The 26713-nt window shown below is 54.5% G+C and carries 26 protein-coding genes; 11 read left to right on the forward strand and 15 right to left on the reverse strand.

What is annotated here, in order from left to right; translation table 11 throughout:
* Window positions 1-34: 34 nt before the first annotated feature.
* The 6 genes from OES20_09710 to OES20_09735 form a co-directional block, all read right to left on the reverse strand.
* Window positions 35-1189 carry a Xaa-Pro peptidase family protein gene (locus tag OES20_09710; protein MDH3634968.1) on the reverse strand — a complete coding sequence of 385 codons (1155 nt, stop codon included), beginning with the start codon at window positions 1187-1189 and terminating at the stop codon, window positions 35-37.
* Window positions 1190-1307: 118 nt separating this feature from the next.
* Complete coding sequence (locus OES20_09715; GenBank protein MDH3634969.1) at window positions 1308-2219, reverse strand: alpha/beta hydrolase; 912 nt, start codon at window positions 2217-2219, stop codon at window positions 1308-1310.
* A 119-nt stretch (window positions 2220-2338) separates the two neighbouring features.
* Window positions 2339-3295, reverse strand: coding sequence for a DMT family transporter (locus tag OES20_09720; protein ID MDH3634970.1), 957 nt, complete (start codon window positions 3293-3295; stop codon window positions 2339-2341).
* A gap of 169 nt (window positions 3296-3464) precedes the next feature.
* Window positions 3465-4685, reverse strand: coding sequence for a cation:proton antiporter (locus OES20_09725; protein MDH3634971.1), 1221 nt, complete (start codon window positions 4683-4685; stop codon window positions 3465-3467).
* Between the two features lie 3 nt (window positions 4686-4688).
* On the reverse strand, window positions 4689-5309 hold the full coding sequence (locus OES20_09730) for a YfcE family phosphodiesterase (GenBank protein MDH3634972.1): 621 nt from the start codon (window positions 5307-5309) through the stop codon (window positions 4689-4691).
* Window positions 5310-5351: 42 nt separating this feature from the next.
* Window positions 5352-5951: a hypothetical protein gene (locus OES20_09735; protein ID MDH3634973.1), complete on the reverse strand. Its 600-nt coding sequence runs from the start codon at window positions 5949-5951 to the stop codon at window positions 5352-5354.
* A 119-nt stretch (window positions 5952-6070) separates the two neighbouring features.
* On the opposite strand from OES20_09735, the gene OES20_09740 reads away from it, so the two are divergent.
* From OES20_09740 to OES20_09775, 8 genes are all read left to right on the forward strand, one after another.
* A complete protein-coding gene (locus OES20_09740) occupies window positions 6071-7006 on the forward strand; it encodes a homocysteine S-methyltransferase family protein (GenBank protein MDH3634974.1) in 936 nt (311 codons plus the stop codon).
* A 199-nt stretch (window positions 7007-7205) separates the two neighbouring features.
* On the forward strand, window positions 7206-8408 hold the full coding sequence (locus tag OES20_09745; protein MDH3634975.1) for a hypothetical protein: 1203 nt from the start codon (window positions 7206-7208) through the stop codon (window positions 8406-8408).
* Window positions 8408-9490: an RnfABCDGE type electron transport complex subunit D gene (locus tag OES20_09750; GenBank protein ID MDH3634976.1), complete on the forward strand. Its 1083-nt coding sequence runs from the start codon at window positions 8408-8410 to the stop codon at window positions 9488-9490. Before OES20_09745 ends, OES20_09750 begins: the two co-directional genes overlap by 1 nt.
* Complete coding sequence (gene nqrC / locus OES20_09755) at window positions 9483-10265, forward strand: NADH:ubiquinone reductase (Na(+)-transporting) subunit C (GenBank protein MDH3634977.1); 783 nt, start codon at window positions 9483-9485, stop codon at window positions 10263-10265. Before OES20_09750 ends, nqrC begins: the two co-directional genes overlap by 8 nt.
* Window positions 10265-10924 (forward strand): NADH:ubiquinone reductase (Na(+)-transporting) subunit D, encoded by a 660-nt coding sequence (locus tag OES20_09760; protein MDH3634978.1) that lies wholly within the window; start codon window positions 10265-10267, stop codon window positions 10922-10924. Before nqrC ends, OES20_09760 begins: the two co-directional genes overlap by 1 nt.
* Window positions 10921-11526 (forward strand): NADH:ubiquinone reductase (Na(+)-transporting) subunit E, encoded by a 606-nt coding sequence (gene nqrE, locus OES20_09765; protein MDH3634979.1) that lies wholly within the window; start codon window positions 10921-10923, stop codon window positions 11524-11526. The genes OES20_09760 and nqrE overlap by 4 nt, the downstream gene beginning before the upstream one ends.
* 2 nt (window positions 11527-11528) lie before the next feature.
* Window positions 11529-12746 carry an NADH:ubiquinone reductase (Na(+)-transporting) subunit F gene (gene nqrF / locus OES20_09770; protein ID MDH3634980.1) on the forward strand — a complete coding sequence of 406 codons (1218 nt, stop codon included), beginning with the start codon at window positions 11529-11531 and terminating at the stop codon, window positions 12744-12746.
* A 134-nt stretch (window positions 12747-12880) separates the two neighbouring features.
* A complete protein-coding gene (locus OES20_09775) occupies window positions 12881-13309 on the forward strand; it encodes a CBS domain-containing protein (GenBank protein ID MDH3634981.1) in 429 nt (142 codons plus the stop codon).
* Here OES20_09775 and OES20_09780 read toward each other — a convergent pair.
* The 6 genes from OES20_09780 to OES20_09805 form a co-directional block, all read right to left on the reverse strand.
* Window positions 13288-15057, reverse strand: coding sequence for an ATP-binding protein (locus OES20_09780; GenBank protein ID MDH3634982.1), 1770 nt, complete (start codon window positions 15055-15057; stop codon window positions 13288-13290). The genes OES20_09775 and OES20_09780 overlap by 22 nt on opposite strands.
* Window positions 15058-15108: 51 nt before the next feature.
* Entirely contained in the window at window positions 15109-16050 is a 942-nt protein-coding gene (gene phnD / locus OES20_09785; protein ID MDH3634983.1) for a phosphate/phosphite/phosphonate ABC transporter substrate-binding protein, read from the reverse strand.
* A 127-nt stretch (window positions 16051-16177) separates the two neighbouring features.
* Window positions 16178-17380, reverse strand: a complete 1203-nt coding sequence (locus OES20_09790; protein ID MDH3634984.1) for a beta-lactamase family protein — start codon at window positions 17378-17380, stop codon at window positions 16178-16180.
* Window positions 17377-18666, reverse strand: coding sequence for an aspartate aminotransferase family protein (locus tag OES20_09795; protein ID MDH3634985.1), 1290 nt, complete (start codon window positions 18664-18666; stop codon window positions 17377-17379). Before OES20_09795 ends, OES20_09790 begins: the two co-directional genes overlap by 4 nt.
* A gap of 23 nt (window positions 18667-18689) precedes the next feature.
* Complete coding sequence (locus tag OES20_09800; protein MDH3634986.1) at window positions 18690-19574, reverse strand: MBL fold metallo-hydrolase; 885 nt, start codon at window positions 19572-19574, stop codon at window positions 18690-18692.
* 12 nt (window positions 19575-19586) lie between these two features.
* Entirely contained in the window at window positions 19587-20516 is a 930-nt protein-coding gene (locus OES20_09805; GenBank protein MDH3634987.1) for a DMT family transporter, read from the reverse strand.
* A gap of 184 nt (window positions 20517-20700) precedes the next feature.
* Between OES20_09805 and OES20_09810 the strand changes: the two genes are divergently transcribed.
* The 3 genes from OES20_09810 to OES20_09820 all read left to right on the forward strand — a co-directional run bounded on the left by OES20_09810 (window position 20701) and on the right by OES20_09820 (window position 23201).
* Complete coding sequence (locus tag OES20_09810; GenBank protein ID MDH3634988.1) at window positions 20701-22131, forward strand: aldehyde dehydrogenase family protein; 1431 nt, start codon at window positions 20701-20703, stop codon at window positions 22129-22131.
* Window positions 22132-22137: 6 nt separating this feature from the next.
* Window positions 22138-22917 (forward strand): SDR family oxidoreductase, encoded by a 780-nt coding sequence (locus OES20_09815; protein MDH3634989.1) that lies wholly within the window; start codon window positions 22138-22140, stop codon window positions 22915-22917.
* 110 nt (window positions 22918-23027) lie between these two features.
* Window positions 23028-23201, forward strand: coding sequence for a hypothetical protein (locus OES20_09820; GenBank protein MDH3634990.1), 174 nt, complete (start codon window positions 23028-23030; stop codon window positions 23199-23201).
* Between the two features lie 32 nt (window positions 23202-23233).
* Here the strand turns inward: OES20_09820 and OES20_09825 are convergent, their stop codons facing one another.
* The 3 genes from OES20_09825 to OES20_09835 are packed head-to-tail and all read right to left on the reverse strand — an operon-like array spanning window position 23234 to window position 26655.
* Window positions 23234-23986 carry an alpha/beta hydrolase gene (locus OES20_09825; protein ID MDH3634991.1) on the reverse strand — a complete coding sequence of 251 codons (753 nt, stop codon included), beginning with the start codon at window positions 23984-23986 and terminating at the stop codon, window positions 23234-23236.
* A gap of 54 nt (window positions 23987-24040) precedes the next feature.
* Window positions 24041-25582, reverse strand: a complete 1542-nt coding sequence (locus OES20_09830) for an ABC transporter permease subunit (protein ID MDH3634992.1) — start codon at window positions 25580-25582, stop codon at window positions 24041-24043.
* Window positions 25579-26655, reverse strand: coding sequence for a betaine/proline/choline family ABC transporter ATP-binding protein (locus OES20_09835; protein ID MDH3634993.1), 1077 nt, complete (start codon window positions 26653-26655; stop codon window positions 25579-25581). The genes OES20_09830 and OES20_09835 overlap by 4 nt, the downstream gene beginning before the upstream one ends.
* Window positions 26656-26713: the final 58 nt, after the last annotated feature.

Consider the following 26713-nt stretch of genomic DNA (forward strand, 5'->3'; position numbering starts at 1 on the left):
CTTAAGATCCGTGGATTTAGGGTGGCAGGAGAGGTTAGCGAATAATCAGGGTTTCGGGGGTACGGTGTGTCAGATTTTCCGCGCCTTTCTCGGTCAGCAGTACGGTGTTGGAAATGAAATAATCGACGACATCGGTGTTGGTGAACCACGAATGCGCATGAAAGGTCATGCCGGTTTTAAGTTCTCTGGTACTGCCGGGTTGCAGGCTGGTCACCATGCTGCCACCGGTCCAACTCGGTGGAAAACCGATGCTGACCATGTAACCGCAATGATGTCGATGGTAGTCCTTGAGGCCAGCGCTGTCGGCGACATCTTTCCAGGCCTGGTAGACCTGTCCGGCAGTAGCTCCGGGTTTGAGCGCATCACAGATGGCCTGCATTCCCCGTATGGCAAGCTCTGCCGATCGCTCAGCACCTGGCGGTGCCGATCCCACGTAAACCAGGCGTCCCATCGGCGCCTGGTACTTACGGTAGGCCCCGCCGACCTCGAGGAATACGGCGTCGCCATTGTGAAAAACATCACCGCGCCAGGTCGTGTGTTCTTCGCCAAGACGGGTAGTCGGCCGAATAAACGGACCAAAACCAGGATATTCACTACCTGCCAGGATCATGGCTCGATTACATTCGGCGGCGACTTCATAGTCACTGGCGCCATCCCGAATCGCGTCGATTGCGGCCAGGGTTCCGGCATCCGCCGCCGCGGCTGATTTGCGGGTGTATTCCTGCTCCAGCGGCGATTTGACCAGGCGCAGGTTGTCGACAATTCCGGATCCATCTGACCACTCTGCTCCGGGGACAGCTGCGAGAATCAATTCGTATATGCGCGGCGTCATGAAAAGACTGCGTTTTTCGATGCCAAGCTTTTCCCTGGATAATCCCCGATCGGTCAGTATTTTCAGCACGTAGTCCGACAATTCTTCAGTATCGCCATGACCGTAAAAGTCGGCATTGTCGACCTGGTTTTCGATCGTGATGCGCTCCATCGCCCGGCAGGCCAGCGCCATGCGACCTTCAGCAGGCACGACCAGTACATGGCAGGCGAAGAAGCCCCAGTGATCGAGGCCCGTCAGGTAGTAGATATTTTCAGGTACCGAAACCACGAGTGCATCGAGGCCGCGCTCTTGCATGATGCGCCTGACTTCGGCCAGTCTCTGATTAAGTTCGGTTTCGGGGAATACATTGTGATCCATACGCTTTGTGCTTTATTGGAACCTTTGTCGACAGCATATCGAGAGCGAGTCATTTGCCCAAGCGAAATTCACGTTGCCGATGAAATTCCTGGCGAATGGTCAACGATAGGGATTAGCTTTATTCCGCGGCGACGAGCTGACTGGTCAAATTATAGCGATTTAGGAAACCGATGGCTTTGTCTTCTGCATCACCACCGAACAGGAACATGGACATATGACCGCGCCAGCGATGCAGATAGAGTTCGGCGTCGACATCGGACGCACGCAGGGCCTCGTAATAGTCGCTCGCCTGGTCTTCGCTCACCAGATTATCGAGCTTGCCATGGTAGAGAAAAACAGGCGGATCGTCGCTGGAAATGTGGAAGGCCGGTGATGCTTCGGCGTAACGTTCGGGCATTTCATCGCGGTCGCCACCCATGAAGCGAATCACTATCGGGCTGCCGGTGTATTTGCGCAGATCCGCAGGGATACCACCCGCCACTACGGACCGGATAGCCGGCAAAGGTTTGGCGTCCGCTGCCAGCGGATCACCGTGATCAATAGCGCCGATCAGGGCAGCAAGATGGGCGCCGGACGAGTAACCCCAGGTATTGACGCGCTCGAGGTCGAGACGGTATCGATTCGCATTTCCAGCGATCCACGACAAGGCCTGTTGCAGGTCGTGAACTTGTGCCGGATAGGTATATTGCGGGGCAAAACGGTAGTTCACATTGATCACCGCATAACCCTGGCGCACCAGTTTACAACTGATACCGGCCATATCATCACGGCTGCGGTTTGCCCAACCGCCCCCATGGATCATCAGCACAACCGGTCGCAGCCCTCGTTTTTGTGGCAGGTACAGGTCGGCGTGGAGCGGCTTTGGCCAGACAGCGTTGGTATAGACGATATTTTCGATCTTGCGATCGAGGGTAAAGGTAACGTCAGCCGATGATTCGCCGGGCTGACCGTTAATGTAGGTGTAACAACCGGATAAAGCAGCGACAGCGAGTAGAATGACGGCGGGTATGAACGGTGGATTATTTAACATGTCCTGGGGCTCAAGGTCGGGTATTGGATCATTTCATACCAATGGCTACGCACCCGAGTGCTAACTGGATCAATCCCGGTATAGCGAAATAGTTCATATGCCTGAGAAAAATCAGGTATTTATGAAAACCGTTTGCCGGTTGCCGTGACACGTTCGCGCCATGCGGTAATGACACCGGCGGACCCGATCAGGATCATGCCGATGATTGACTGGCCGGTCGGCCATTGATCGAAGATCGCGCGACTCCAGAACGCGGCGAAAATCAGGTAACTGAAATCTATCGGCGCAAGCCAGCTTGCGTCCGCGGTCTGGTAGGCCCGACTGAGGCAGATGTTGCCGGTCAGGTTGAGTACCGATGCGAATAACGCAAATCCCACAATCAGCACGGTAAGTTCGGGCCAGCCGATAGCGACAAACGGTATACTGGCGCGAATTTCCGCAGATAAAGGGAATATCGACAACAACAGAATACCGAGTATGCCGGAAAAAATAAAAGCAACACCCACCGCGAATGCTAGCGCCAGCGTGCTTTCCTGGCGGCAGGCTTTACGCAGCGTCAATATATTCGTGGCATAGAAAAAACCGGCCACGATGGGAAGGATCTGAACCGCCGAAAAGTCCGCATCCCAGGGACTGAGTATCACAGCGGCACCGATTGCACCGATCAGTAGTGCCGCCGTGCGCCAGGGACCCACGGTTTCACCCAGGATCGGCCCCGCCAGCAGTGATACGAACAGGGGGTAGGTATAAAGCCCTGCCGCCATCTGTGGCACTGTCAGGGAGGGCGCGCCGGCGAAGAAAAAGAACATACAAACCGTTAAAAATACAGCGCGCAGATAGACCGGGCGCCAATTTCTGGGAATGATGAGGCCGAGGCTACCGCTTGCCATCGCCAGAATTAGGATGAAACTGAGATTGCCAATCGAGCGCAGGGTTTGAAACTGCCAGAACGAAGTGTCCGACGACATTAGTTTGATCAGAGAATCCTGCAGTGCGAGCGCAAACACACCCAGCAATAGCAGGGCGAGTGCGACCACTGGCCGGTCGCCTTGAGGCTGTTCAAACAGGCTTTTCATTTCAGAATGGGTTGATTTTTTATTTCTGCCGTATTGCAAGAATGGGGAGTGTAAAACAAAAATCTGGCGCGGAGCCAGTTCGGTGCGAACACCGCCGCGCGATGCATCCGCGGATGCCTGTGACGGGCTATAGCCGGGGTATGACTTGGCCAGCTTTGGTCAAAGACTGCTAGCCGGCTGGAGTGTCTTCGATCAGGTGGCCGTAGTAGCGGTAGAACAGGCGCAGCCAAAAGGGAGTGAACAACGTGGTGTAAGCGATGACAATGACCACGGTGGTGTAGATTTCTGTGTTGAACAGGCCCGTGTGGCGGCCAATTTCGGCAAATACGAGACCGACCTCACCACGCGGAACCATCGACATGCCGATGATGACGCGGCGTGGCAACTTTTCGCGAATCAGCAGCCCGGCGCAGATCTTGCTCAGGATCGCCACGCAGGCAAGCGAAATCGAAAATATCCAGAAAAACAGGGAAGTCCAGTCCAGCGTGCTTAAATCCAGCGAAAGCCCGACAGCGGCGAAGAATATCGGTGTGAATAGCTGTATCACCGGTTGCATCTGCTTGTTAACGCGTTGTGAAAATTTGGGATCGGCCTTGAGGGCAACGCCAAACGGCAGAAAAAACCGTCGCGACAGTGCAAGTCCGGTAGCAAATCCGCCCAGTAGTTCAGGAATACCGATCGCGTGCGATAACCAGGCCAGGAAAAGCACGAGGGATACGACCGTCGTCGGCACCATACCCGGAGTCTCGCTAACCTTTTCCCAGCGCCGAATGATGTAACTGATCGATTTTGCCATTGCAGGTGCGATCAGAAAGAAGACAACCATGAATAGCAGGACTTTAAATGTGCTCACCATATCGACCGATCCGCTGGTGATAAAATTGAACAGGATCGCCAGCAGCAATACACCCATGATATCGTCAAGCACCGCGGCGCCGAGAATGATGCGCCCCTCCTTGCTCTGTCCGCGGCCCAGGTCCGACAGGGTTCGCATCGTGATGCCGATACTGGTTGCGGTCATGGTACCCGCGATCAGTAACGACACCATTTGGTCCAGCTCAAACCAGTAATGGCTGAGGGCAAAACAGGTAATGAAAGGCAACACGAACCCGGTGATCGCAACGACAACGGACTTGGCACCGGAGCTGACGAGTTTACCGATATCGGTTTCGAGTCCGATCTGGAACAGCAGCAGGATGATTCCGATTTCCGCCAGCACCCAGATCAGGCCCTCGGCTTCGATCAAACCGAGCATCGATGGCCCAAGAATAATTCCGGCCACGATCTCCCCGATTACGGAAGGAACTCCAAAGCGTGCAGCGACCTCGCCCATGACACGCGCAGCGATCAGGATCGTTGCTACATGTAATATGGCCGTCGAAGTATCCATTTTTTATTTAAACAACATTCCGAAGTTCCAGCATTTGACGATGGCCTCGTTTCCCAGTGCGAAAGTTTCCACGCTCATATCGGGTAACGATAGAATCATGCAGCTATGGTTGAAAACCGAGCTCCCCGGATTAACGACCAGCACCTTGCCGATCTGCTCGGCATAGACCTGGTGGGTATGGCCGACGATCAGCACATCATAGTCAAATCCGGACAGGGCCAGCGCCCACTCGTTTATTCTCTCCTCGATAATCTCGCCATGCTGATCGAGCAGTTTTATTCCGCCATGCTGTTCGCAGGGGGGATTGGCGTGGACTGCGTACAGGTGCTTCTGCTCAATTTCCAGGGCCAGGAAAAGCGGCAGATTCTGCAGGTAGTCTCGAATCGAATGATCATCCTCCAGGATTGGCTTTTCGAGGTATTCCTGATCGTGGTTGCCGGCGACGGCCTTGCAGTTGGACGCAATCAGTAACTCGATAGTCGGCAACAGGGTATCGTAATAACCGGCAATATCCCCGGTGCAGATAATTTCATCGACCTGTTCTCTGCGGAAAATTTCCAGCGCCTGCCGAAGCGGCTCCGGGCTGGAATGAACGTCACTTACGAGCCCTATTCTGGTAGTCATTCGATTAATATCAGGGTGGCCACCTTTAGCCGTCAGGATTTGTTACTGCACAGAACGCTGATTTGCCCTGAGTTCCCGTTTCAGTGCATGGATCTCGGCCTGGGGTTTCCAGGCGTAACCGATATCTGCCAGCGTTGGTGCCCAGTACAACTGACCGGAATGACGCCAGGAATCGAGCACCAGCCCCCGGTATATCGATTCTCCCCGGGCGCTGACAATAACAGTGCTATGCTCCAGCCGAAAGGCGGTTTCGTAGTTTGCGATAGCCCAATGCAGGTCGAGGCTGTAGAAACGCTCCTGTTTCAGGCGGGTGAGTAAATCGGTTGTCCAGTCGATGCAAAGTCCGCGTTGTTTTATTCCCAGGTTCACGAGAAAATTATGCATTACTGGCGATGTCGAGATTTCATATTGCCGTGCCAACTCGTGGCTGTACTCGATCGATATCAGCGCTGCACGCTGTGCCTCGCTCGGATCGATCGAATCACCCAGGTTCAATATCGCGTTACTTAAATCCTGGATGCGTTGCGTTTCAACCATCGGTGGCAGCTCGACCGGCGGTCGCGAGCTCGCACAGCCCTGAACCAGGATTAATGCAAGGGCCAGGATGCAAATCGTTAATTTTGACTGAAGGTCAACTGCCATAAAAATAGTTTAGTGTATCGACAGGGCAAAGGTATCCCAATAAACATTAATTTGTCGAGCGATTGCGAGAATATCTCTGGTACACTTTGGCCACATTCTTGTAGCGCACCGATACAATCATGAGCAGCCTGAACGAGCGTCTGGATAAAAAAGAAATTCTGCTACTCGACGGAGGAGTCAGTACTGAAATTCGCAGGCGCGGCGTCGCACTTGATGCAAATGTCTGGAGTGGGCTGACCACGAAAACCAATCCTGATGAAGTGTGCCAGGTACACGAGGATTATATCCGGGCAGGTGCGCAGATTATTACGGCAAACACCTATTCCACGGCTCGGCATGTGCTCGAAAGTATCAATCTGGGTCACGAATCGAAACTGTTGAATTTCAAGTCGGTGCAATTGGCCCAGCAGGCACGCGAAAACGCGGCCCAGGGGGATGTCTATGTTGCGGGTTCGATGTCGAGTATGCCGCCGCTGACAAGTCATCGGGAGGTAGCGATTGACGGCCAGGTCGAATCCAGCTACCAGGAGCTTGCCGAAGTACTGGCTGAAGCCGGTGTCGATCTCATCATTGCCGAAATGATGCGTGATATCGAAAACGCGGGCATCGTCATCAAGGCCGCAGTCGCAACCGGGTTACCGGTATTTATCGGCTTTAGTGCGATGATGGCCGATAACGGTGTCGATGTGCGCAGCCTGCGCTGGAAGAACATCGACGATACCACCTCGGCGCACGATTTCGGCGACATGATCGAGGCACTGAAACCACTGGGTGGCCAGGTGGCAGGGATCATGCACACCCGGGTCGAGGATATCGTGCCTGCACTTGAGGTCCTGAAGCAGCACTGGTCGGGTCCCCTGATGGCCTATGCCGAGACCGGTAAACTGATTTTGCCCGATTGGCGCTATGAAGCATCCAGCACACCAGAGGATTATGCGCATGAAATCGAAGGCTGGATTCAGAATTACGGCGTTCAGGTGGTAGGCGGGTGTTGCGGTACCGGTCCGGAACACATTCGAGCACTGCGACGATTACTGGATAGGCTTGCCGACTAATCCTGGCAGCATTCAATCCGTTTAGAAGCACCAAGCGGCTGTCTGCCTGATTCCTCACTGATTCCTTTCACGTCCGGCGCGGTCGTCATCGGGGTGGGTGCCAAGTAATAAAACCCTTTCGCTAGCTGATCTAGGTCAGTAAAAACCATTGCCTGATGGCTAGAATTTGCTCCCATATAGTCGCGCCAAAGGGAGTTCTGTGTCGGTGTTATCCGGGCTTGAGACCAAGTATGTAACGCGTGCCGCTTTACTCGGCTCTGATTACCGTGGTGTCAATTTCGAAATGCTGTGCGAGGTAGGTGACGAGGTGAAAGTCGGCGCCGCAGTGATGCGCGACGTGCGACGGCCCCAGATAAAGTTTACTGCGCCGCTATCCGGCAGAGTCGCCAGCATCGAGCGGGGCAAGCGCCGCAAGTTGATTAGCCTGCAAATCGACGTGGACGATTCCATGGCTGTCGCGAGCCAGCAACCTCCTGCCGGCAATGACGGCGTATCGCTTCGCAATTTCATGCTTGAATCAGGTGCCTGGAGTATGCTGCGCACGCGCCCATTCGGTAATATTCCTGATCCTGACGCCGAACCCGCCGCAGTTTTTGTAACCGCACTTGACGCTGAGCCCCTCGCACCGGAACCGCGCTCAATTATCGAAACCTATCAGCAAGAGTTTAATAGTGCGGTAAATGTGCTTGCAGACTTAAGCGATGCACCGCTATACGTTTGCCATGCACCGAATCACGTGCTCGGCTTCGAAAACTCGAGCAAGATTCGGAGCGTCAGTTTTGCGGGAGGATACGCTGCGGGCTTACCCGGTGTACATATAAACGCGCTCTGCCCGATTGGATTTGGTGGTGGCGAAGTCTGGCATATCGGTTACCAGGATGTCATTTCGCTCGGGCACTTGCTACTTCACGGCGAGCCCTGGTTGCAGCGAGTCATATCCCTCGGTGGCAACGCGGTCAGAAATCCACGTGACCTGGCAGTTTATCCAGGCTCGAAGATCAGTGAATTACTGGTAAACGAAATCAGTGAAGTCGCGCCACGAACTCTCATGGGGTCAACGATTTACGGGCGCGAATCGGCTCCAGGCTCCGCTTTTCTCAGTGCACGACAACGACAGATTACCGTGTTCGACTCGACAACCGGCGAGGCGGCGGGCACCAAAGCATCGAGCCCCGGTGCATTGATTCCGAACGAGACGCTGGAAAGTTTAATACTGCCCGGTATTTACCCCGTGCCGCTGATGCGTGCATTACAGTTGGGGGATGCCGAGCGAGCGCGGGAACTCGGTGCACTGGAACTGGTGGAAGAAGACGTGATGCCACTCAGTCGTGCCTGCGTCTCCAGCAGCGACTATGCGATGTTGTTGCGCGATGTGCTCGACCAACTCGAGAGTGTCCGTTGATGGAAATATTGTTCTCGAATTCAGGAAACGGACGCAAGCGTATGCTCCAGCTGCAGCTGCTGGCACTGCTCCCGGTCGTCATTGCGGCCCTGGTAAATACCGGCTATCAGTACCTGGCGGCAATTGCGCGGAATCCCGCACTTGTCACCGATGACTTTCGCAGTCAGATTGCGCTTGGCCTCGGTGCCAACCACGAACGCCTCGGTTTGTACGATATGTTTGCGGCCGGTTTCGCACACTTCGTACCAGTCTTGCTGGTGGCTTTACTGGTGGGTGGTTTCTGGGAGCGAATTATCACCGAGCGGCGGCAAGCTTCGATCGAACCGGGATTCGTTCTGGTCGCCCTTTTGTTCACTTTGCTAATGCCAGGTGCTGCCGCCTGGGTTCACGTTGTATTCGGTATGTCATTTGCGATGCTGCTGGGCAGGGGGATTTTCGGAGGTGAAGGCAAAACCTTTCTGAGCCCGGCCCTGCTTGGCGTCGCTATCGTACAGGTCAGTTTTCCGGGTGTCGCGGATCAGCATCCGTTATGGAGCGGATTGGCCGGGTACGCGGGAAGTGATGCGATCGCGCTGTTTCACCGCGGTGGTGATGCGGCATTGAGCGCTGCCGATATCAATTTATGGACTGCATTTATTGGCAGGACTCCGGGGACCATGGGAACCACTTCGGTCCTCGCGGTCGCTCTCGGTGCTGTGCTGTTGCTGATAGAGCGCCTGATCTCGTGGCGCCTGCTTGCCGCGCAGATTATCGGATTGTTCGTGTTTGCTACGATATTCAATATCCTCGGAGCAGATACCGGCGCCAGCGCAATGCCGGCCTACTGGCACTTGCTGCTCGGAAGCTTTGCCTTTGGTGCGGTTTTTATTGCCTGTGATCCGGTCGCATCGGCCTGTACCAATCCCGGCAGGTGGATCCAGGGATTTCTGATCGCTGCGCTGGTGGTGCTGATTCGAGTGGCTAACACCACGCACCCCGATGCCGTTATCCCGGCCCTGCTGCTTGCGTCGATCGTCGCACCACTGATCGATCACGCCGTATTAGCCTGGAATATTCGTGGCAGGGCACGCCGCCATGTCTGAAGTTGCGCTAAAAGACAGCACTACCCGGGCGCTCGCCATGGCAATCACGGTCGCGTTTATCTGCGGTCTGCTGGTTTCCGTGGTCGCGGTCAGTCTGCGACCGATTTACAAGGCAAACATCGAGGCCGAACGCATCGCCCAGCTCGAACTGGTGCTGGGCGCACTGTCGGATATTGGACGTGTACTGACGATCGATAACCTCGAGGCCCGTATCGTCGACCTTGAGAGTGGCGAGTTCGACGATAGCATTGACGTTGCCACCTTTGACGCCGAGAGAGCGGCCGCGAAGCCTGCTACCAGTGCGACGATTCCCGCTGATCTCGATCTTGCCGGTCTCAAGCGACGCGCGCTGCACGCACCCGTTTACCTGGTGCGGGACGCCAGTGAACAGATAGACCTGGTTATTCTGCCGGTGTCAGGACGTGGCTACCAGTCGACATTGCGCGCCTGGCTAGTGCTCGATGGCGACACGCAAACCGTGCGCGCGCTCAAGTTTTACCAGCATGGAGAAACGCCGGGCGTGGGGGCCCGTATAGAGGAGCCGGAATGGGAGGCGCAGTGGCGTGATTTACGTGCTTTCGACGATGCCGGTGTACTGCGCATCGGGGTCCGGTCCCAGGCGGGTGGTGCCTACAGTGACGACGCCGAATACCAGGTCGATGGTATTTCGGGCGCGACACGAACCACCCAGGGTGTCGACGGCATGCTACGTTTCTGGCTCGGCGAGTTTGGATTTGCGACCTTTTTACAGCGTATTCGCGAGGAACGACTCTGATGCAGGATAACAACTGGAGAATCCTGACGCGTCCACTGATTGATGACAATCCGTTAACCCTGCAGATTCTCGGAATCTGCTCGGCACTGGCGGTAACAACCTCGCTCGATACCGCGTTGCTGATGAGCCTGGTGGTGGTTTGCGTGCTCGCCCTTGGTAGTGGCTCGGTGAGCCTGATTCGCGGTCATATACCGCATTCTGTGAGAATTATCGTACAAATCACGATCATCGCGACTCTCGTTATCGTGGTCGACCAGGTACTTCAGGCCTACGCTTTTGAACTGAGTAAACGCTTGTCCGTGTTTGTTGGTTTGATCATTACCAACTGTATCGTTCTCGGTCGAGCCGAGAGTTTCGCGATGCACAATGGCTTCGTCGCCAGCACGCTTGACGGAATCGGTAACGGGCTGGGTTATTCACTGATCCTGGTGATCGTCGGCGCCATCCGCGAGTTCTTTGGCAAGGGTAGCCTGCTGAATATCCAGATTCTGATCCCGACCAGCCAGGGGGGTGCGTTCGAACCACTGCACCTGATGCTGTTGCCGCCGAGTGCATTTTTCATCATCGGCGGCATTATCTGGTTCATTCGCCGCAAGCGGCCGCAGCAAGTAGAGAAACCCGAGTTTACACTGCGCGCACGAGAACAGGAGTCGAAATGAACGCCTTTTTCGAACTGTTTCTGCGATCGGTTTTTCTCGACAACCTGGCACTGTCATTTTTCCTCGGCATGTGCACCTTTCTGGCAGTCTCCAAACGCGTCGATACCGCTTTTGGCGTGGGGCTGGCAATGATGGTCGTGCAAACTGTAACAGTACCGGTCAACAACCTGATTTATAACTTTCTGCTGGCGCCCGGGGCACTGGACTGGGCCGGGCTCGGCGATGTCGATCTTTCGTTTTTACGCCTGATTGCGTTTATCGGTGTTATCGCGGCGATGGTGCAGGTACTTGAAATGACGCTCGAGTTTCACGTACCAAAGCTGCACCGGGCGATGGGCATTTTCCTGCCATTGATCACGGTCAATTGCGCGATTCTTGGCGGCAGTCTGTTCATGGTCGAGCGCAGCTACGGGTTTGCCGAAAGCGTGGTCTTCGGCTTCGGGACGGGGTTGGGCTGGGCGCTTGCGATCGTGATATTTGCCGCGATTCGAGAGCGGCTCAAATATGCCGATATCCCCGAAGGCCTGCAGGGACTCGGGATAAATTTTATCGTCGCCGGCATCATGTCACTCGGTTTCATGGCGTTTGCAGGGATGGGCTGATGCTGGAAGCGACACTCGGAGTATTATTCTTTACCGGCATCGTCTTACTGTTGACGCTGTTTGTGCTGGCGGCGCGGCGCGTACTGGTACCGCACGGCGAGTGTCAAATCGAGATCAATGCGCAAAAGAAAGTCAGCGCCCAGATCGGACAACGGTTGCTCGGGGTTTGCCAGCAAGCCGGCATTCACCTGCCCAGCGCCTGCGCCGGCGCCGGCACCTGTGGATTGTGCAAGGCCCGGGTCGTCAGCGGTGGTGGCGAGGCAGGACCACAGGAACTCGCGCACCTGAGCCAGCGCGAGGCGCGCAAGGGTACCCGCCTTGCCTGCCAGGTGGCAGTACTGGGTCCGATGTCAATCGAAGTTGACGACGCATATTTTGATGTCAAAACCTGGCACTGCGAGGTCCTGCAAACGCGCAATGTCAGTACCCTGATCCGGGAGATCGTGATGAAATTGCCCGCAGGCGAACCGATGGAGTTTCGCGCCGGGGGTTTTGTCGAGCTTACCAGCCCCGCCTACCAGGTCGCCTTCAGCGAATTCGAGATCGAACCCGAGTTTCACGATGTCTGGGATCGGTTTAACCTTTGGAAGCTTACTGCCGGCAGCGATACCGAGGTAACACGTGCCTACTCGATGGCCAACCATCCTGCTGAAAAGGGACTCATTATCCTCAACATACGCATTGCTTTGCCGCCCCCGGGGCACCCAGGGATACCACCCGGAGTGGTTTCGAGCTGGCTGTTTTCATTGAAGCCGGGTGACCCGGTATCGATTCGAGGTCCGTATGGGCACTTCGCGGTTGAACCCTCGGACCGGGAGCTGGTATTCATCGGTGGCGGTGCCGGCATGGCGCCGTTGCGGGCACAGATTCTCGATTTGCTCGAGACCCACGATTCACAGCGCAAGATAACTTACTGGTACGGTGCGCGTTCTCGCCGGGAGCTGTATTATGAAGACGTGTTCGACAAACTGCAGCATGAACACGACAATTTTGAATGGCATCCGGCATTGTCCGAAGCGGAGCAAAGCGATGCCTGGGACGGCTTTACCGGTTTCATTCACCAGGTTGCCTATGACAATTACCTGGCGCAACACCCGGCACCTGAAAGCTGCGAGTATTACCTTTGTGGACCGCCGATGATGGTGCAATCGGTACTTGCGATGCTCGATGAGCTCGGGGTTTCAATGGAGAATATTCATTATGATGATTTTGGCAGTTAACCACCAAGGGAGAGTCACGTTATGGCGACTATATTAATAGCGATCCCTCTATTTATACTGGCAGTGGTCGGACTGGGAATCGGTCTCTTGCTCAGGCAGAAACCACTTTGTGGTAGTTGCGGTAACTGCAGCGAGTGCGTGATACGCAGGGCCAGATCATGAGTACCGGTATCGAAAAATACATGGCCACCGAACTTGTCAGCTTTGCGCCCGACGATGATATTATTCATGCCATGCGTGTTTTGCTGGATAAGCATTTATCGGGTGCGCCGGTGCTTGATCAGGGCGGGCAGATGGTAGGAATTTTGTCGCAAAAGGATTGCCTGGCGATTGTTTACCAGGCCGCTTATCACCAGGACTGGGGCGGTAAGGTCGAGCAGTACATGAGCCGCGAAGTGGAACATATCGACGTCGAAACTACCATCTACGATGCCGCCGATAAATTCCTGCACTCGAGTTATCGTCGTTTTCCGGTATTGCGTGACGGGCAACTGGTCGGCCAGATAAGTCGGCACGATATCATGCGCGCGCTGGACGAAAACTACCTGCGCGACGCGCTTTGAAATTCACTTGCAGCATATCGTGCGTCGGGGATTTTTGACTGCGCGTCTCCCGGTATATCTAAATCGGGTTTCACCGGCAGTGTAAACATGATCGAGCAACCCTGCTGGTCACCGGCAGACTCCACGACGATACTCCCTCCATGAGCTTCGATTATTCGTTGCACCAGCGACATACCGATACCGGTCCCGTCGATTTCCGGATTAAGACGTTCAAACAAATTAAAGATGCGGTCATGGTACTTTGGATCGATACCGATTCCGTTGTCCTCAACCCTGCAGATAACATCGCTATCATTTTGGACCGCGCTTATCCTGATGCGGGGTACCGGTTGATCACCCATGAATTTTATCGAGTTTTCAATCAGATTCTGAAAGACTTCTAACAGGCGTAAACGATCTCCCCAAAATCGCGGCATATCGGTGTCTATATCGAGTTCGACACCCCGGTTATCCAGCTTTTTCTGAACAGTTTCAACGGCCTGTTTTACCAGGTCGGTAAGTGAACCAGTCTCGGGAGGATTGACGATACGGCCTATCCGGCTTAATTCAAGTAATCCATCGAGGAGCTCTCCCATGCGATTAGCCGCCAGGGTGATCTGATTCAGATCGTTGTTTATTTGCTTGGAGTCATTGGCGGCTATCGCTTTTTGTAACAGGCCGATGAATCCGTTAATCGTTACCAGCGGCGTTTTCAGATCGTGCGAAGCCGTATATACAAATCGCTCGAGTTCAGCATTCTTGACTTCGAGTTCAGTAGTTAAGATTTCCTGTTCTTTGCGGATCGCTTCCTCGGAAGTGATATTGCGAACGATGCAGAGCACTTCGTCATCGCGGTATTTGACAATGCGCGCTTCGTATACCTGATTGGATTGGGGTAATTCTATTGCATAGATGTAGGTCCCGGCAGTCGTTAGCCCAATTTTAACTGCTTGTATTAGTCCCCGTTGCACCTCAATAGGGATCGATAACTCGTTCAGGAATTTGCCAACAATATTATCGTCTGCAATTTCCAGTATTGTGTGACTGCCGATGGCCCCCAGGATCTTCCCATCAGAGTTCAGGCGCAGTACCGAATCGGGGAGTGCCTTTAGCAGGTTGTTCAGTTGTTGTTGGCTATGCAGCAATTGCTGCTCAGATGAATGCAGCTCGGTAAGTGAACGATTGATCGAGTTCAGAGCCCACCGAATTAAAAAATAACTCAGCAATGCAAGTGTGATCAGAAAGGCCACCAGACTCCAATTGTCGCGACGGCTAACTAAATCCAGTCGTTTAACCTGTTCCTTGTACTTAAGATCATGGGATCTCTCGAATTGCTCCACGCTCAACATCAGACCTTGAAGCATTAATCGTGCGTGAGCGAAAGCGTCGCTATTAACCGGATTACTTTCCGGTTGAGGTAAAAACAGTCGGTCGAGCTGAGATCCCAGCTTTATTGAAAGCGGATCAGCCGAGCCGAGTTTATTTTGCAGTTCGATAACATTCCCGAGATGGATTTGAAGTCTGTGCAGTGAAATTGCCGGGTTAAATCGGCCTCCGTATAAATCCTGGGAATGTATTCCTGATTTCGTGCCCGTTAACATTAGTTGTGCCAGGTAAAGTTGCATATTAGCCAGCTCTTCCTTCATTTTTACGCTATTTACAATGATGAGCTGGTGAATCGCGATCTCATCAGATATCTCGAGTTGGCTTCTTTCCTGCCATAAAACCGTGGCAATCGCGCTGGCCAGAATAAATAGTGTGATCCCCATAAACTGGGTCAGCCGTTTTATGGATAATAATTTTGTCGGCACTGGAGGCCCCTAGTTTGGCTTGTCTGTATCTAACAAAGCTTCACTGTTCCTGGCAATTGTTGACAGCGAGTCAAAATATTCCGGATCCGCCGGTATGTATCCTATCGCGTTTAAGTGTTGTAGAACGATAGCGTGATCTGCATTGTCAGGCGATAGTTGCAAAAATGCGTTGCGAACTCTCAAATTGAAGCTATCGATAAATTTTCGATGCGTAGCCCAGACATAGTTTGCGTATGGCGGCGTTTCCCACAAGATCCGGATTTCATTGGACCTGATCAGTTTACTATCCATCAGGGAACGAATCGTTGTTGCATTAACAACACCGACATCAACTATGCCGTCTCGCACCCAATAGGCAGTTTTGTCGTGTGAGCCCGAGTATTGAACCGAGCTGAAAAACGATTCCGGATGAATGTTTTTCTGTTGCAGAAAGTATCGCGGCATCAGGTGACCGGATGTCGACAGGCGTGAACCGAAGGCAATTCCTTTGCCCTCTAGGCTTTCCAGTGTCTGCGCCGGGCTTTCTGTATTTACTATGAACAGGCTGGTAAAGCGAGTGTCAACCAGGCGCATTACCAGCGGTACTGCATGATCATTTTGCCGGGCTTTGATGAAACTGTAGCCGCCAAAATATGCGAGATCGATTTTTTGCTCATGAAAAAGTTTCAGCATTTCCTCGTAGGATTTTGGCACAATCAATTCGCAGCGTAGCTGTAAATAATTTGAAAGATAATCTAGTACCGGCTCAAACCGCTTTTTAAGCATTTCTGGATTTTGGTTCGGTAAAACACCGATACGCAGAATAGCAGGGGGCTCAGTCATGCCAGTAGAGGACTCATTGACATCAGGCATAAATAAAAGTATGCCAATGATCAGGGCCGATATAACGGTCAAACTCAAAACCGTTTTAAAAGTTCTCTTTATTGGATTACCTGATTTATTCGGTTGCATTAATTATCAGGAGTCTATTTTGTATCGACCTTAGATGGAAACGAAACAGCGGATATTGTAGCAGGGGACCGCGGCCCGCGTTAATTATTATGCCTGGGCGTCGAGGTAATTTTTGCTCCTCTTTTAATCAGGTTAAAGCCTGGTAGACCGCATCACGAAAATCCTTTCTGCCGGCGTGATGCAGCGACGGCATGTATTGTTGCATCAGGATTGCAACCAACGCCTGCTCCGGATCCACCCAGCAGTAAGTGTCTGCCAGACCTCCCCAGCCAAAATCACCACGCGAACCCGACGCGGCTGTGGCCGACGGGTCCATGTTGATGGCGTAGCCGAGGCCGAAACCATAACCCCGAAAAGGCCCGGGTGCGACGCCGTTGAAGCTGAGCGGCAGCAGGTTCTCGGGGAGCTGGTTCCTGGTCATCATGGCCACCGTCTCTGCCGCTAGGATACGCTGCCCGTCCATTTTCCCGCGATTCAACATCATCTGCGCAAAGCGCCAGTAGTCGTTCGCCGTCGATACCAGGCCGGCGCCACCGGAGTGCAGTCGTACGGGAATGCCTGAAATTGACGAGATAAAAGGAGACCGATCGTTGGTTTCGAGCTGTGCCAGGGGATTATCTTCGTGGTAGCCATACAGGGTAGCAAGGCGATCGATCTGGTCGGCGCTCACCTCGAACGCGGTATCAACCATTTGCAGCGGATCAAAAATAGTGGATTGCAGGTAATCGGCAAACGGCATATCGCTGATCAGTTCGACGAGGTAGGCGCAGACGTCGGTCGCGATACTGTAATGCCACAGCGTACCCGGTTGGGCAACGAGCGGAAATTCGAGCACCTTTTGCATAACCTGTTGCAGCGTCTGATCCTGGATGCGCTGGCGCCAGACTTCGGCATAAAGCTTGTCGACCGGGGACGTTTCCGGTTCGAAGCCGTAACTGAAACCTGCTGTATGAGTCAATAGTTGACGAATCGTAATATCCGAATCGAGCTTGCCCTGCCCATAAACTTCGAGTTTGCCGAGTGCGGGGATCCAGCGTTTCGCGGCATCGTCGAGCCCAAGATCGCCCCGCTCAAACAGTGTCATCAAGGCCACACTGGTGATCGGTTTGGTCATGGAGTAAATTCGGAAGATTGTATTCTCGCGAATCGGGGTAGCGCTTTCGATATCGGCATAACCGCGGCCGGAAATTTGTACGATTTCGCCGCCGCGACTGACCAGCGTCAACATACCGGCCGATTTGCCGTCAGCGATATAGGTTTCCATGAGTTCCTCGATGCGCTGGAGACCCCTGGGAGAGAATTTCGGGTGGCTGGTTGCCGGTTTTGTCATGGTGCGAATTTTTTCAGGGCGACATCGATCGCCTTCAGCGTGATGTCGGCATCGGCCCGTGAAAAAGGCAACGGCGGGCGCAACTTCAGAACCTGGCCGAAACGACCCGAGGTGCCGGTAATCACCCCCTGCTCGACGATCAGGCTACCGAGGTGACGCATCTGCCCTGCAGGCATCGGCGCCCTGGTTTCAGGGTCGGTAACCATGTCGAGTCCCCAGAAGAGACCGCGCCCCTGGACATCCCCGATACGGCTATGGTTGTTGGCAAGTTCACGCAAACCGGCCTCGAGGTAAGCACCGGTGCTCGCGGCATTTTGCAACAAGCCTTCCTCTTCGATGACCTCGATCACAGCCTTTCCCACCGCGGCTGAAACCGGGTTGCCACCGAAGGTATTGAAGTAATGGTATTGCTGCGAGTAGTCATCGATGATTTCGCGCCGGGTCGACATCAACGACAGTGGATGACCAGCACCCATGGGTTTGCCACAGGTCAGGAAATCGGGTTTGAATCCATAGACATTGCAGGTCCACCAGTCCCGGCCGCTGCGGCAATATCCGGATTGAACCTCGTCGGCAATGACCAGGCCACCGCGTTTTCGCACTTCCTGGCAAAGCCCGAGCACGTAATCATCCGGTGCCACCAGCGGACCGTTGGAATCCCAGACCAGGTCGATCATGACCGCGGCCGGTTTGTGGCCCCGCTGTTCCAGCTTGTCGAGTTCCTGCCGTGCCTGTTCAAGGTATTTTTCTCCTGCCTGCGCATCCTCGCGTCGGTATGGACCGCGGTACAGGTTGGGTGGCTCGATCACGGCAAGCCAGTCCGGTCTGTCCTGTGGTAGATAACTGTCAGTCGAGAGCCTGCGCGTCAGTTCCGAGACACCGTGGTAGGATGCCTCGGTAACCACAACACCCTGATTGCCAGTGACGTGGCGCGCGATTTGCACCGCCAGATCATTGGACTCACTCCCGGTGCAGGTAAATATGCAGGTGTCGATCTCGGCGGGTAGCCTTTCGACCAGCATCTCGCCGAGTTCGACAATACCCGCATGCAGGTAACGCGTATGGGTATTTAACGTGGCAGCCTGTTTGCAAAGTGCTTCAACCACTCGCGGGTGGCAGTGACCGACCGAGACGACATTGTTATAGCAATCGACGTATTGCCTGCCGTCGGCATCCCACAGGGAAGTACCCGCACCGCGCACGAGGTGCAGGGGTTCGTCGTAGAAATTTTGATAGGTGGGGCCGAGGGTTGCCTTGCGCCTCTTCAGCAGGTTCCGGTCGTTCATGTTCGGTATTCGGTTTTTTACGGTCAGTCGATTTCGATCCGGGTCTCACCACCAAGCACCGGCTTGTTTAAATGGATGCGCATTCCTTCGGCGGCGCAAATGCTGCGGGCGGGTGCCCGGTGAGACTTGAGGTACTTTTCGTTTTCGATCTGAATTTCATCGAGGTCTGAATCGCTACGATCAGGATCATGATGAAACATGACAAGTGCGCCGACCTCGGCGTCGGTAGCCAGTTGGCGCACCTGTGAAATCAACGAATGCCCCCAACCGTGCTTGTGCGGCATATCGTTCTCGGTATATTGCGCATCATGGATCAAAACATCGACCCCGTGCAGGTAATCGACCCACTGGTCGTAGTTGGTGCTCGGTGCATAAGGTGGGTCGAGCTCATTGTCCGTGACATAGGCACAGGTTACGCCGTTTTCGGTAATCTTGTAAGCAACCCCGCCGCCGGGATGGTTGAGTGCCTGCGTGATTAACTCGATTCCCTCACTTTCGTAAAGCTCGCTCTCGATTCCCTTGAACCTGGGAACGTGGATCGAGGGCAGGTCCTCTATCCTGACCGGAAAGTGGGTGCCGTCCATTTGTTGAAACAGGGTGCTTAGCAGTTTACGCCCGGATTCGACGCTGATATAAACATTGATAATCCGGTCGGGCTGATAAATCGGCTCGAAAAACGGGTAGCCCTGAACGTGATCCCAGTGGCCATGTGATAACAGGATATTGGCGGGCATCGTTTTTTTTGCGAGCTTCTGTCCCAGTAAACGAATACCGGTGCCAGCATCGAGGATCAGGTCATGGCCGTTTTCGAGCTCGATGTGAACGCAGGAGGTATTGCCACCATACCTGGCGGTATTTGGACCGGGGACCGCGGTCGAGCCGCGCACCCCGTAAAATGTGATGATCACTTCAGGCTCCTGTTAATAGGACTCTTCCACGTTGACGGAATTGTTAACATCGGCAACCTCAGTTTCATCGTCGGGATTTACCAGCATTAATCCGAGCAACATAACGATAACCGACAGCCAGACCCAGATGCTATGTTGTTCGGAAAATATCATGATACCCCAGATTACCCCTGAAATCGTCACCGCGTATGCGCACTGGCTCGCAAAAACAGGCCCCGAGATTTTGATCGAGTAAAAGAACATCGCGTAGGCAAGCCCGCTGCCAATGGCAATACCGGCTATTGCAAGTCCGGCATCGGTGGCAAGCCAGGTCCAGGATTCATCGACACCCAGGAAGATCGCAAGCGGGAACTGAATCGCAGCGGCCACCAGGTTCGAACCTAATAACAGTTCGCGCACGTCGGTGCCCGGGACGATGCCTTTGCTGATGTAAACGTTTTCGACCGCATAGAGGATTGCACAAACGATAACCAGCAGGATCCAGAAGCTCGCATCATCGGTGCTGAGTCCCTGGTCTGGAATCACCAGCAGCAAGATCGCGATCATGCCGAGCACGATTCCCGAAAGGCGTCTTGCTACCACTGATTCGAAACGCAGCACCAGCATGATGGCGTAGGTGAACAGGGGCACTGTGGAAACTGTAATCGACAGGATACCCGCGGAAAGATGGGGTGCGGCATTGTAATAAAGCAGGTTGGGCACGGTAATCCCAACAATGGCCAGCACAACGTAGTAATGCATGTTCTTGAAATTGAAAAGCGTGATTCCCGAAACCAGGCAAACCACCAGGAAGAACGCTGCAGTTAGCACCACCTGCCAGGCGGAGAGGCCAAGCGGGTGGGCGCCCTGGGCGGTCGCAATCAGCGTCAGTGAAAATACGAGCCCCCAGATTATGCCGGCGGCCAGGATAAGGAAGTATGGAAATAGTCGATGTTCGGTCATACTGCCGATCAGTCCCGTCCTGGCCCGTGAATGCAGGGATTATAAGTATCAAAGCAGTTCACTGAAATGGTTATTTTTATTGAAAGTGCCGACATTAGCCCAATATAAAAAATCCTTGCAGTTAAATTTGCTTCACGGCACATTTTACATCCGTTAAAATTATCGCTTAACTCAGGAACGCTTCATGATGGATCACCTCAAGTTTTATATCGACGGCGAATGGGTAGACCCGGTCACACCGGCAACCATCGATGTGATCAATCCTGCGACGGAAAAACCCTTTACCCAAATCAGCGCCGGTAGTCCTGCCGATGTCGATCGAGCCGTGGCCGCCGCGCGCAAGGCTTTTATCGAATATTCTCAATGGAACGTCCAGCAACGGCTCGAGTTGCTGGAGAAAATCCGCGTGGTTTATAAAGACTATTTTGACGATATCGCACAGGCAATATCCGACGAAATGGGAGCGCCCGTGGACCTGGCCCGCGGGTCGCAGGCCAAGCTCGGAGCGGGCCATATAAAAAGCGCGATCAAGGCGCTGCTGAATTTCACCTTCGAAACCATCGAAGACGATATGATTCTGCGTTACGAGCCGATTGGTGTCTGCGGCATGATTACGCCCTGGAACTGGCCCATGAACCAGGTCGCCGCCAAGGTGATTCCAGCCCTCGCCGCGGGTTGCACCATGATATTAAAGCCCAGCGAGGAATCGCCGCTCGATGCGATGATTTTTGCCGAGGCACTGCATCAGTCGGGCGTACCCGCGGGTGTATTTAACCTGGTGAATGGCTACGGTCCCGTGGTCGGCGAGGCAATGTCGAGCCACCCCGGTATCGACATGATGTCGTTCACTGGTTCAACCCGCGGTGGCATCGCGGTAGCCAAAGCCGCTGCCGATTCCGTCAAGCGCGTAAGCCAGGAGCTCGGCGGCAAGTCAGCTAACGTGATCCTGAAGGACATGGATATTTTCAAGGCGGTTACCGAAGGTGTGCATTACATGATGAACAACAGTGGCCAGTCCTGTAACGCGCCGACTCGTATGATAGTGCCGAACATTGATATGCATGTCGCCATCGAGGCAGCGAAAGTGGCTGCCGAAAGCATTGGTGTCGATGACCCGAAGAAGCACGGTGAGCATATTGGCCCGGTGGTTAATCAAACCCAGTTCGATAAAATTCAGGCGCTGATCCAGCAGGGTATCGACGAGGGAGCCACACTGGTGACCGGCGGTACCGGGCGACCGGATCATTTGCCGACTGGTTATTATGTCAAGCCGACCGTGTTCGCCAATGTCGATAACCACATGACCATCGCACGCGAGGAAATTTTCGGCCCGGTGCTCGTCATCATTGGTTACGATACCGAGGATGAGGCGGTCGAAATTGCCAACGATACCGAATATGGGCTGGCAGCCTACGTTTGCTCAACCGAAACCGAGCGGGCCAAGATGGTAGCCCGGCGATTGCGCGCGGGGCAGGTCGCGATCAACTATGTCGGTGGTACCAGCGATACACCGTTTGGTGGTTACAAGCAGTCCGGTAATGGTCGTGAGAAAGGCAAATGGGGGCTGATGGAATTTCTGGAGCTGAAAGCGATTACCGGAGCGAGAACCGCCTAGTTTCGGATGAGCACGGCCGCCGCCAAGTTTGATTTCAGCAATCAACGCGTATTGATTACCGGCGGTACCTCGGGCATCGGCGAGACTACCGCAGTTGCCTTTGTCGAGGCGGGGGCCCGGGTGGTCATTACCGGTCGCAACAAGAATCGCGCTCGCGCCATCAAGAAGCGCTGCAAAAAAGCCGCTGGCAGCCTTGCGTTTGTTGCGGGCGACATAACCAGTCGGCAGCAATGCGAACTGATCGTGACCGAGGCAGTCGGTATTCTTGGTGGCCTTGATATCGTCGTCAACAGCGCCGGCGTTATCTTTCATGCTACGGCGGAAGAGACTACCGACGAGCAGTGGCTGCAGACCATGGACGTCAATGTCAACGGCATGTTCTATATCTGCCGGGCCTCGATACCACAGCTGAGATCCAGCAAGGGCATCATTATCAATATTGCCTCGGATGCGGCACTATCCGGCAGTTACCATCTAACCGCGTACTGCGCCAGCAAGGGTGCGGTGCTGCAGATGACCCGGGCGATGGCACTAGATTATGCGCAGGAGGGGATCCGTATCGTGCCGATTTGTCCGGGTGATGTCGATACACCGATGCTGCGCGGAGAATTTCACGACCGTGATCTGAGTGTAAAAACCGGGCTAAGAGAATCTGCTGCAGCGGTGCCGTTAAACCGGGTCTGCAGTGCCCAGGAAGTGGCTGACATGGTGCTGTTCGCCTGCAGTAATTCAGCCGGCTTTATTACCGGCTATCCGCTGGTGCTGGACGGTGGTAATCGCGCCTGACGAGGACTGTCAGCGCGCCCGCTGCTAAAACCCGATCTGTTCACTCAGCAAGGCCATCACCCGGCGCCAATGGTGCGCTGGATGATTTTGTTCTTGCTGCAGCTGTCGATATGCCGCGTGGTATTCGGATCAACACGTTGAGCCCGGAAGTGCTCGAAGTGTCACGAGAAAAATACCACGGATTTTTTCGTGGCCACGCGCACGTGTCTAACGAGGCCGTGGGCCTGGCTTACAGCAAGGCCATTGAAGGTTGCCTGACCGGCCAGGTGTTTACCGTCGATTGATCCGCAGCGAAATTCGAAGGCGCTGGTGAAATCTAAGCTTGATCGACTCCATCCGGCGAGCTGTCCATTCCCAGAAAATTAGCCAGTAACGCGTTAAAAAGATGTGGTTTCTCCAGGTGTACGGCGTGTGAGCATCCTGGAACAACGGCCAACTGGGCACCTGCAATTCCGCGCCAGAGTTGTTCCGGCTGGCTCCACGGGTAAACCTGGTCGCCGTCACCCCAGAGCACCAGGGATGGCGTTGCAATCTTGGATAATGCTGATACACCTGACCAGGCTTCCATTGCAACGAGACCTGCCTGGGCCGCCTGCAGTGACGCCATTACGGCGAGATGTGCACAGAAGCCATACTGATCCGCATTTTCTCCTTGCAGAAACCAGGTAGCGGCAATGCGCCGTCCGGTTGCTTCGACGCCTTCCTCGGTCAGTCTGCGTCGAGATTCGTCAATTGTTTCAAATCGCCCGGGCATCAGGCCGACCGGGCCGGTACCGTAGAGCACCAGGTGATCTACTCGATCGGGCGCCAGGGCTACCATCTCCTGAACCACCATTCCGCCCATGGAGTGTCCTAACAGGTGGAAGTTACTGACCCCGAGCCGTTCGAGTTCATCGAGAACGTAAGTCGCGAAACCGCCGATTGTTTGCGGCGGTTCCATTGCATTGTTTAGACCGAAACCCGGAAGATCAGGAGTGATTACATTAAAATGTTGCGAAAACACTTCCACCTGATTAGCCCATTGGGGGCTGCCACCGAGGTAACCATGAACCAGCACCAGGTCTTTCATAAACTGCGCCTGACCCTGAATTTCCTGGCGGTTAAACGCGTCATTCCAATGTGCCTACTTGCGTTCACCCTGAACGATTCGGTCGAGAATCATGGCACAGAACAGAATTGCAAAACCGGCTAGAATGCCCTGGCCGACATTGGCGTACTGAAGCGCTTCGAGTACATCCTCGCCGAGGCCCTTGGCGCCAATCAGGGACGCAACCACGACCATCGCCAGGCTCAGCATGATGGTTTGGTTGATCCCGGCGCGAATGGATGGGCTGGCGAGAGGTAAATCAACCCGCGTGAGCAGGTACCATTTACTGCCACCAAACGAGACTGCAGCCTCGCGCACATGCTCTGGCACACCGCGCAGACCGAGCACGGTCAAACGCACTACCGGTGTTCCGCCAAAGATCATCGTGGTGACAACCGCGGCGGGTTTGCCCGTGCCGAAGAAGGCGATCACGGGAATCATGAAGACGAAGGCCGGCATGGTCTGCATGAAGTCCATGATCGGGCGAATGAAAGCATAGAATCGCTCCCGGCGTGCGCAATACATGCCCAGTGGAATGCCGATGACGATCGACAAACAGGCAGCAGTTCCGAGCAGGGCCAGGGTTGTCATGGCTTTTTCCCAGAAACCCAGCAGCCCCATGTACAGTAAAAAGGCACCTGAATAAACCGCAGCACGAGGACCTGCGGATAACCAGGTCAGCAGGATAATAAAGCTCGCGATCACCATCCAGGGGGTTTCCACGAAGATCAGTTCCAGCGCGTCCAGCACGCTGCGGATGCCATAGGTGATGGCGTCGAAAAAGACCTCGCCGTTGGTCACGCAAAAGGCGAAAAATTCTTCTACCCAACCGATACTGGTCAGGCGGATGCCGTGCTCGGTCGGAAACTGGATCAACCAGGGATAAAGCCCGGGAAAACTATAGTGGGTCACCGTCGCCACCATGATCAGCACCACGAAGCTGCAGCTAAGTGCGATATGCCGCGGGGTCATACCGGATGAAATTCCCGGATCGGACAACCAGTCGGAAAATCGCTTCTCGAGCAGGGTATTGGCGATGATCGCCTGGCCGACCTTGATTGCAACTAGCGCGACAAAGCCCACGGCAGCGATCGTCATCCCGGTTCCCTCGAGTTGCTCGGCCTCCAGCCGGATCCCGCCGATCGCGTCTTCCAGCGATTCCACCGTGCGTCGGTAGACATCGATCTTGTCGGTATTGTTCTCGATAGCAGATTCCAGCTGCTGGCGCCTGAGTTCGAGCGTGCCCTCGATGTTGGCGATACGTTCCCAGGCTTTTGATGCCAGGTCGCCAAACAGGCCGCGCACGATTTGTACGGCTGCCATGGTTTCCAGGATCAGAAAAGCCAGGCCCCAGTTCCATATGCCGCGAGAACAAAACCAGATCGGGCCAAGTACACCGGCCCAGGTATTCGATGTCCAGACAAACTTCGAATCGCTACCGATTTTCGCAAACTGGTTACGGTAGTAACCGGGGCTGGTTTTGACAAAGCGTTCGACCTGCTGTTCTCGCTCCGCGGCAAAGTATTCACTGTCGTCCGAAATCATTCCTGAAGGTGCATCGAGCGTTTTTTCATTCATGATGTTTCCGCCCCTTCTATGACTGTTTGCAGGATATCGGGTCGCGTAATCACGCCAATCTCGATCCCATCGTCGACGACAACAATCGGGGTATCGGCGTCAATGGCCAGCTGAATCAACCGGCTCAGCGATTCATCTTCGTTAACCCGCGGCGCGTCGTCGGGCGGCTGCTCGGCGTGCGCCAGGTATTTCTCCATGGGCTGCATCACCGCATGTGCGCGTACGATCTTCAGGCGCGAGATGCCGGCGACGAAATCGGCCACGTAATCGTCGGCTGGATGCATGACAATATCCTCGGCGGTACCGATCTGAACCACCCTGCCATCGCGCATGATGGCGATGCGGTCACCAATACGCACGGCCTCGTCCAGGTCGTGGGTAATGAACATCGTGGTTCTTTTCATGACCGCGGACAGCTTGATGAATTCATCCTGCAACTGCCTGCGAATCAGTGGGTCGAGTGCGCTGAAAGGTTCGTCCATCAGCAGTACGTCCGGGTCGGCGGCAAGCGCCCGCGCCAGTCCCACCCGTTGCTGCATGCCACCGGATAATTCATGCGCGTACTTGTTGCCCCAGGCATCCAGCTCGACCGTCTTCAACATGTTGGCCGCCCGGCGCATGCGTTCATTCTTGTTGATATTGCGAATCTCGAGCGGCATCGCGACGTTATCCAGCACCGAGCGGTGCGGTAACAGCGCGAAGTTCTGAAACACCATGCCGATTTTACGGTTACGGAATTCCATCAACTCACTGGGGCCGAGCGCCATAACATCGGTGCCGTGAATTACTATTTTGCCGGCAGTCGGCTCGAGCAGGCGGTTGAAATGGCGGACCAGTGTGGATTTGCCGCTGCCGGACAGCCCCATGACGCAGAAAATTTCGCCTTTTTTGACATCGAGGCTGACATCCGCGACCCCGACCACCGCGTTATAGGTCTCGAGGACCTCTGCCTTGCCCAGCCCTTGTTCCTGGATGGCGCGTAAGGCGACATCGGCCTGTTCACCGAATATCTTCCAGACATTGGAGATTTCGAGAACGGTTTCGCCTGCTGACTGACTGGATTGATCTGACACGGCCATTTCTCCCCCGGTGGCTATGAAAAACCTGCTGACAGCTGTGCCGGGGTCGACA

The organism is Gammaproteobacteria bacterium (assembly GCA_029862005.1).
Classification (GTDB): domain Bacteria; phylum Pseudomonadota; class Gammaproteobacteria.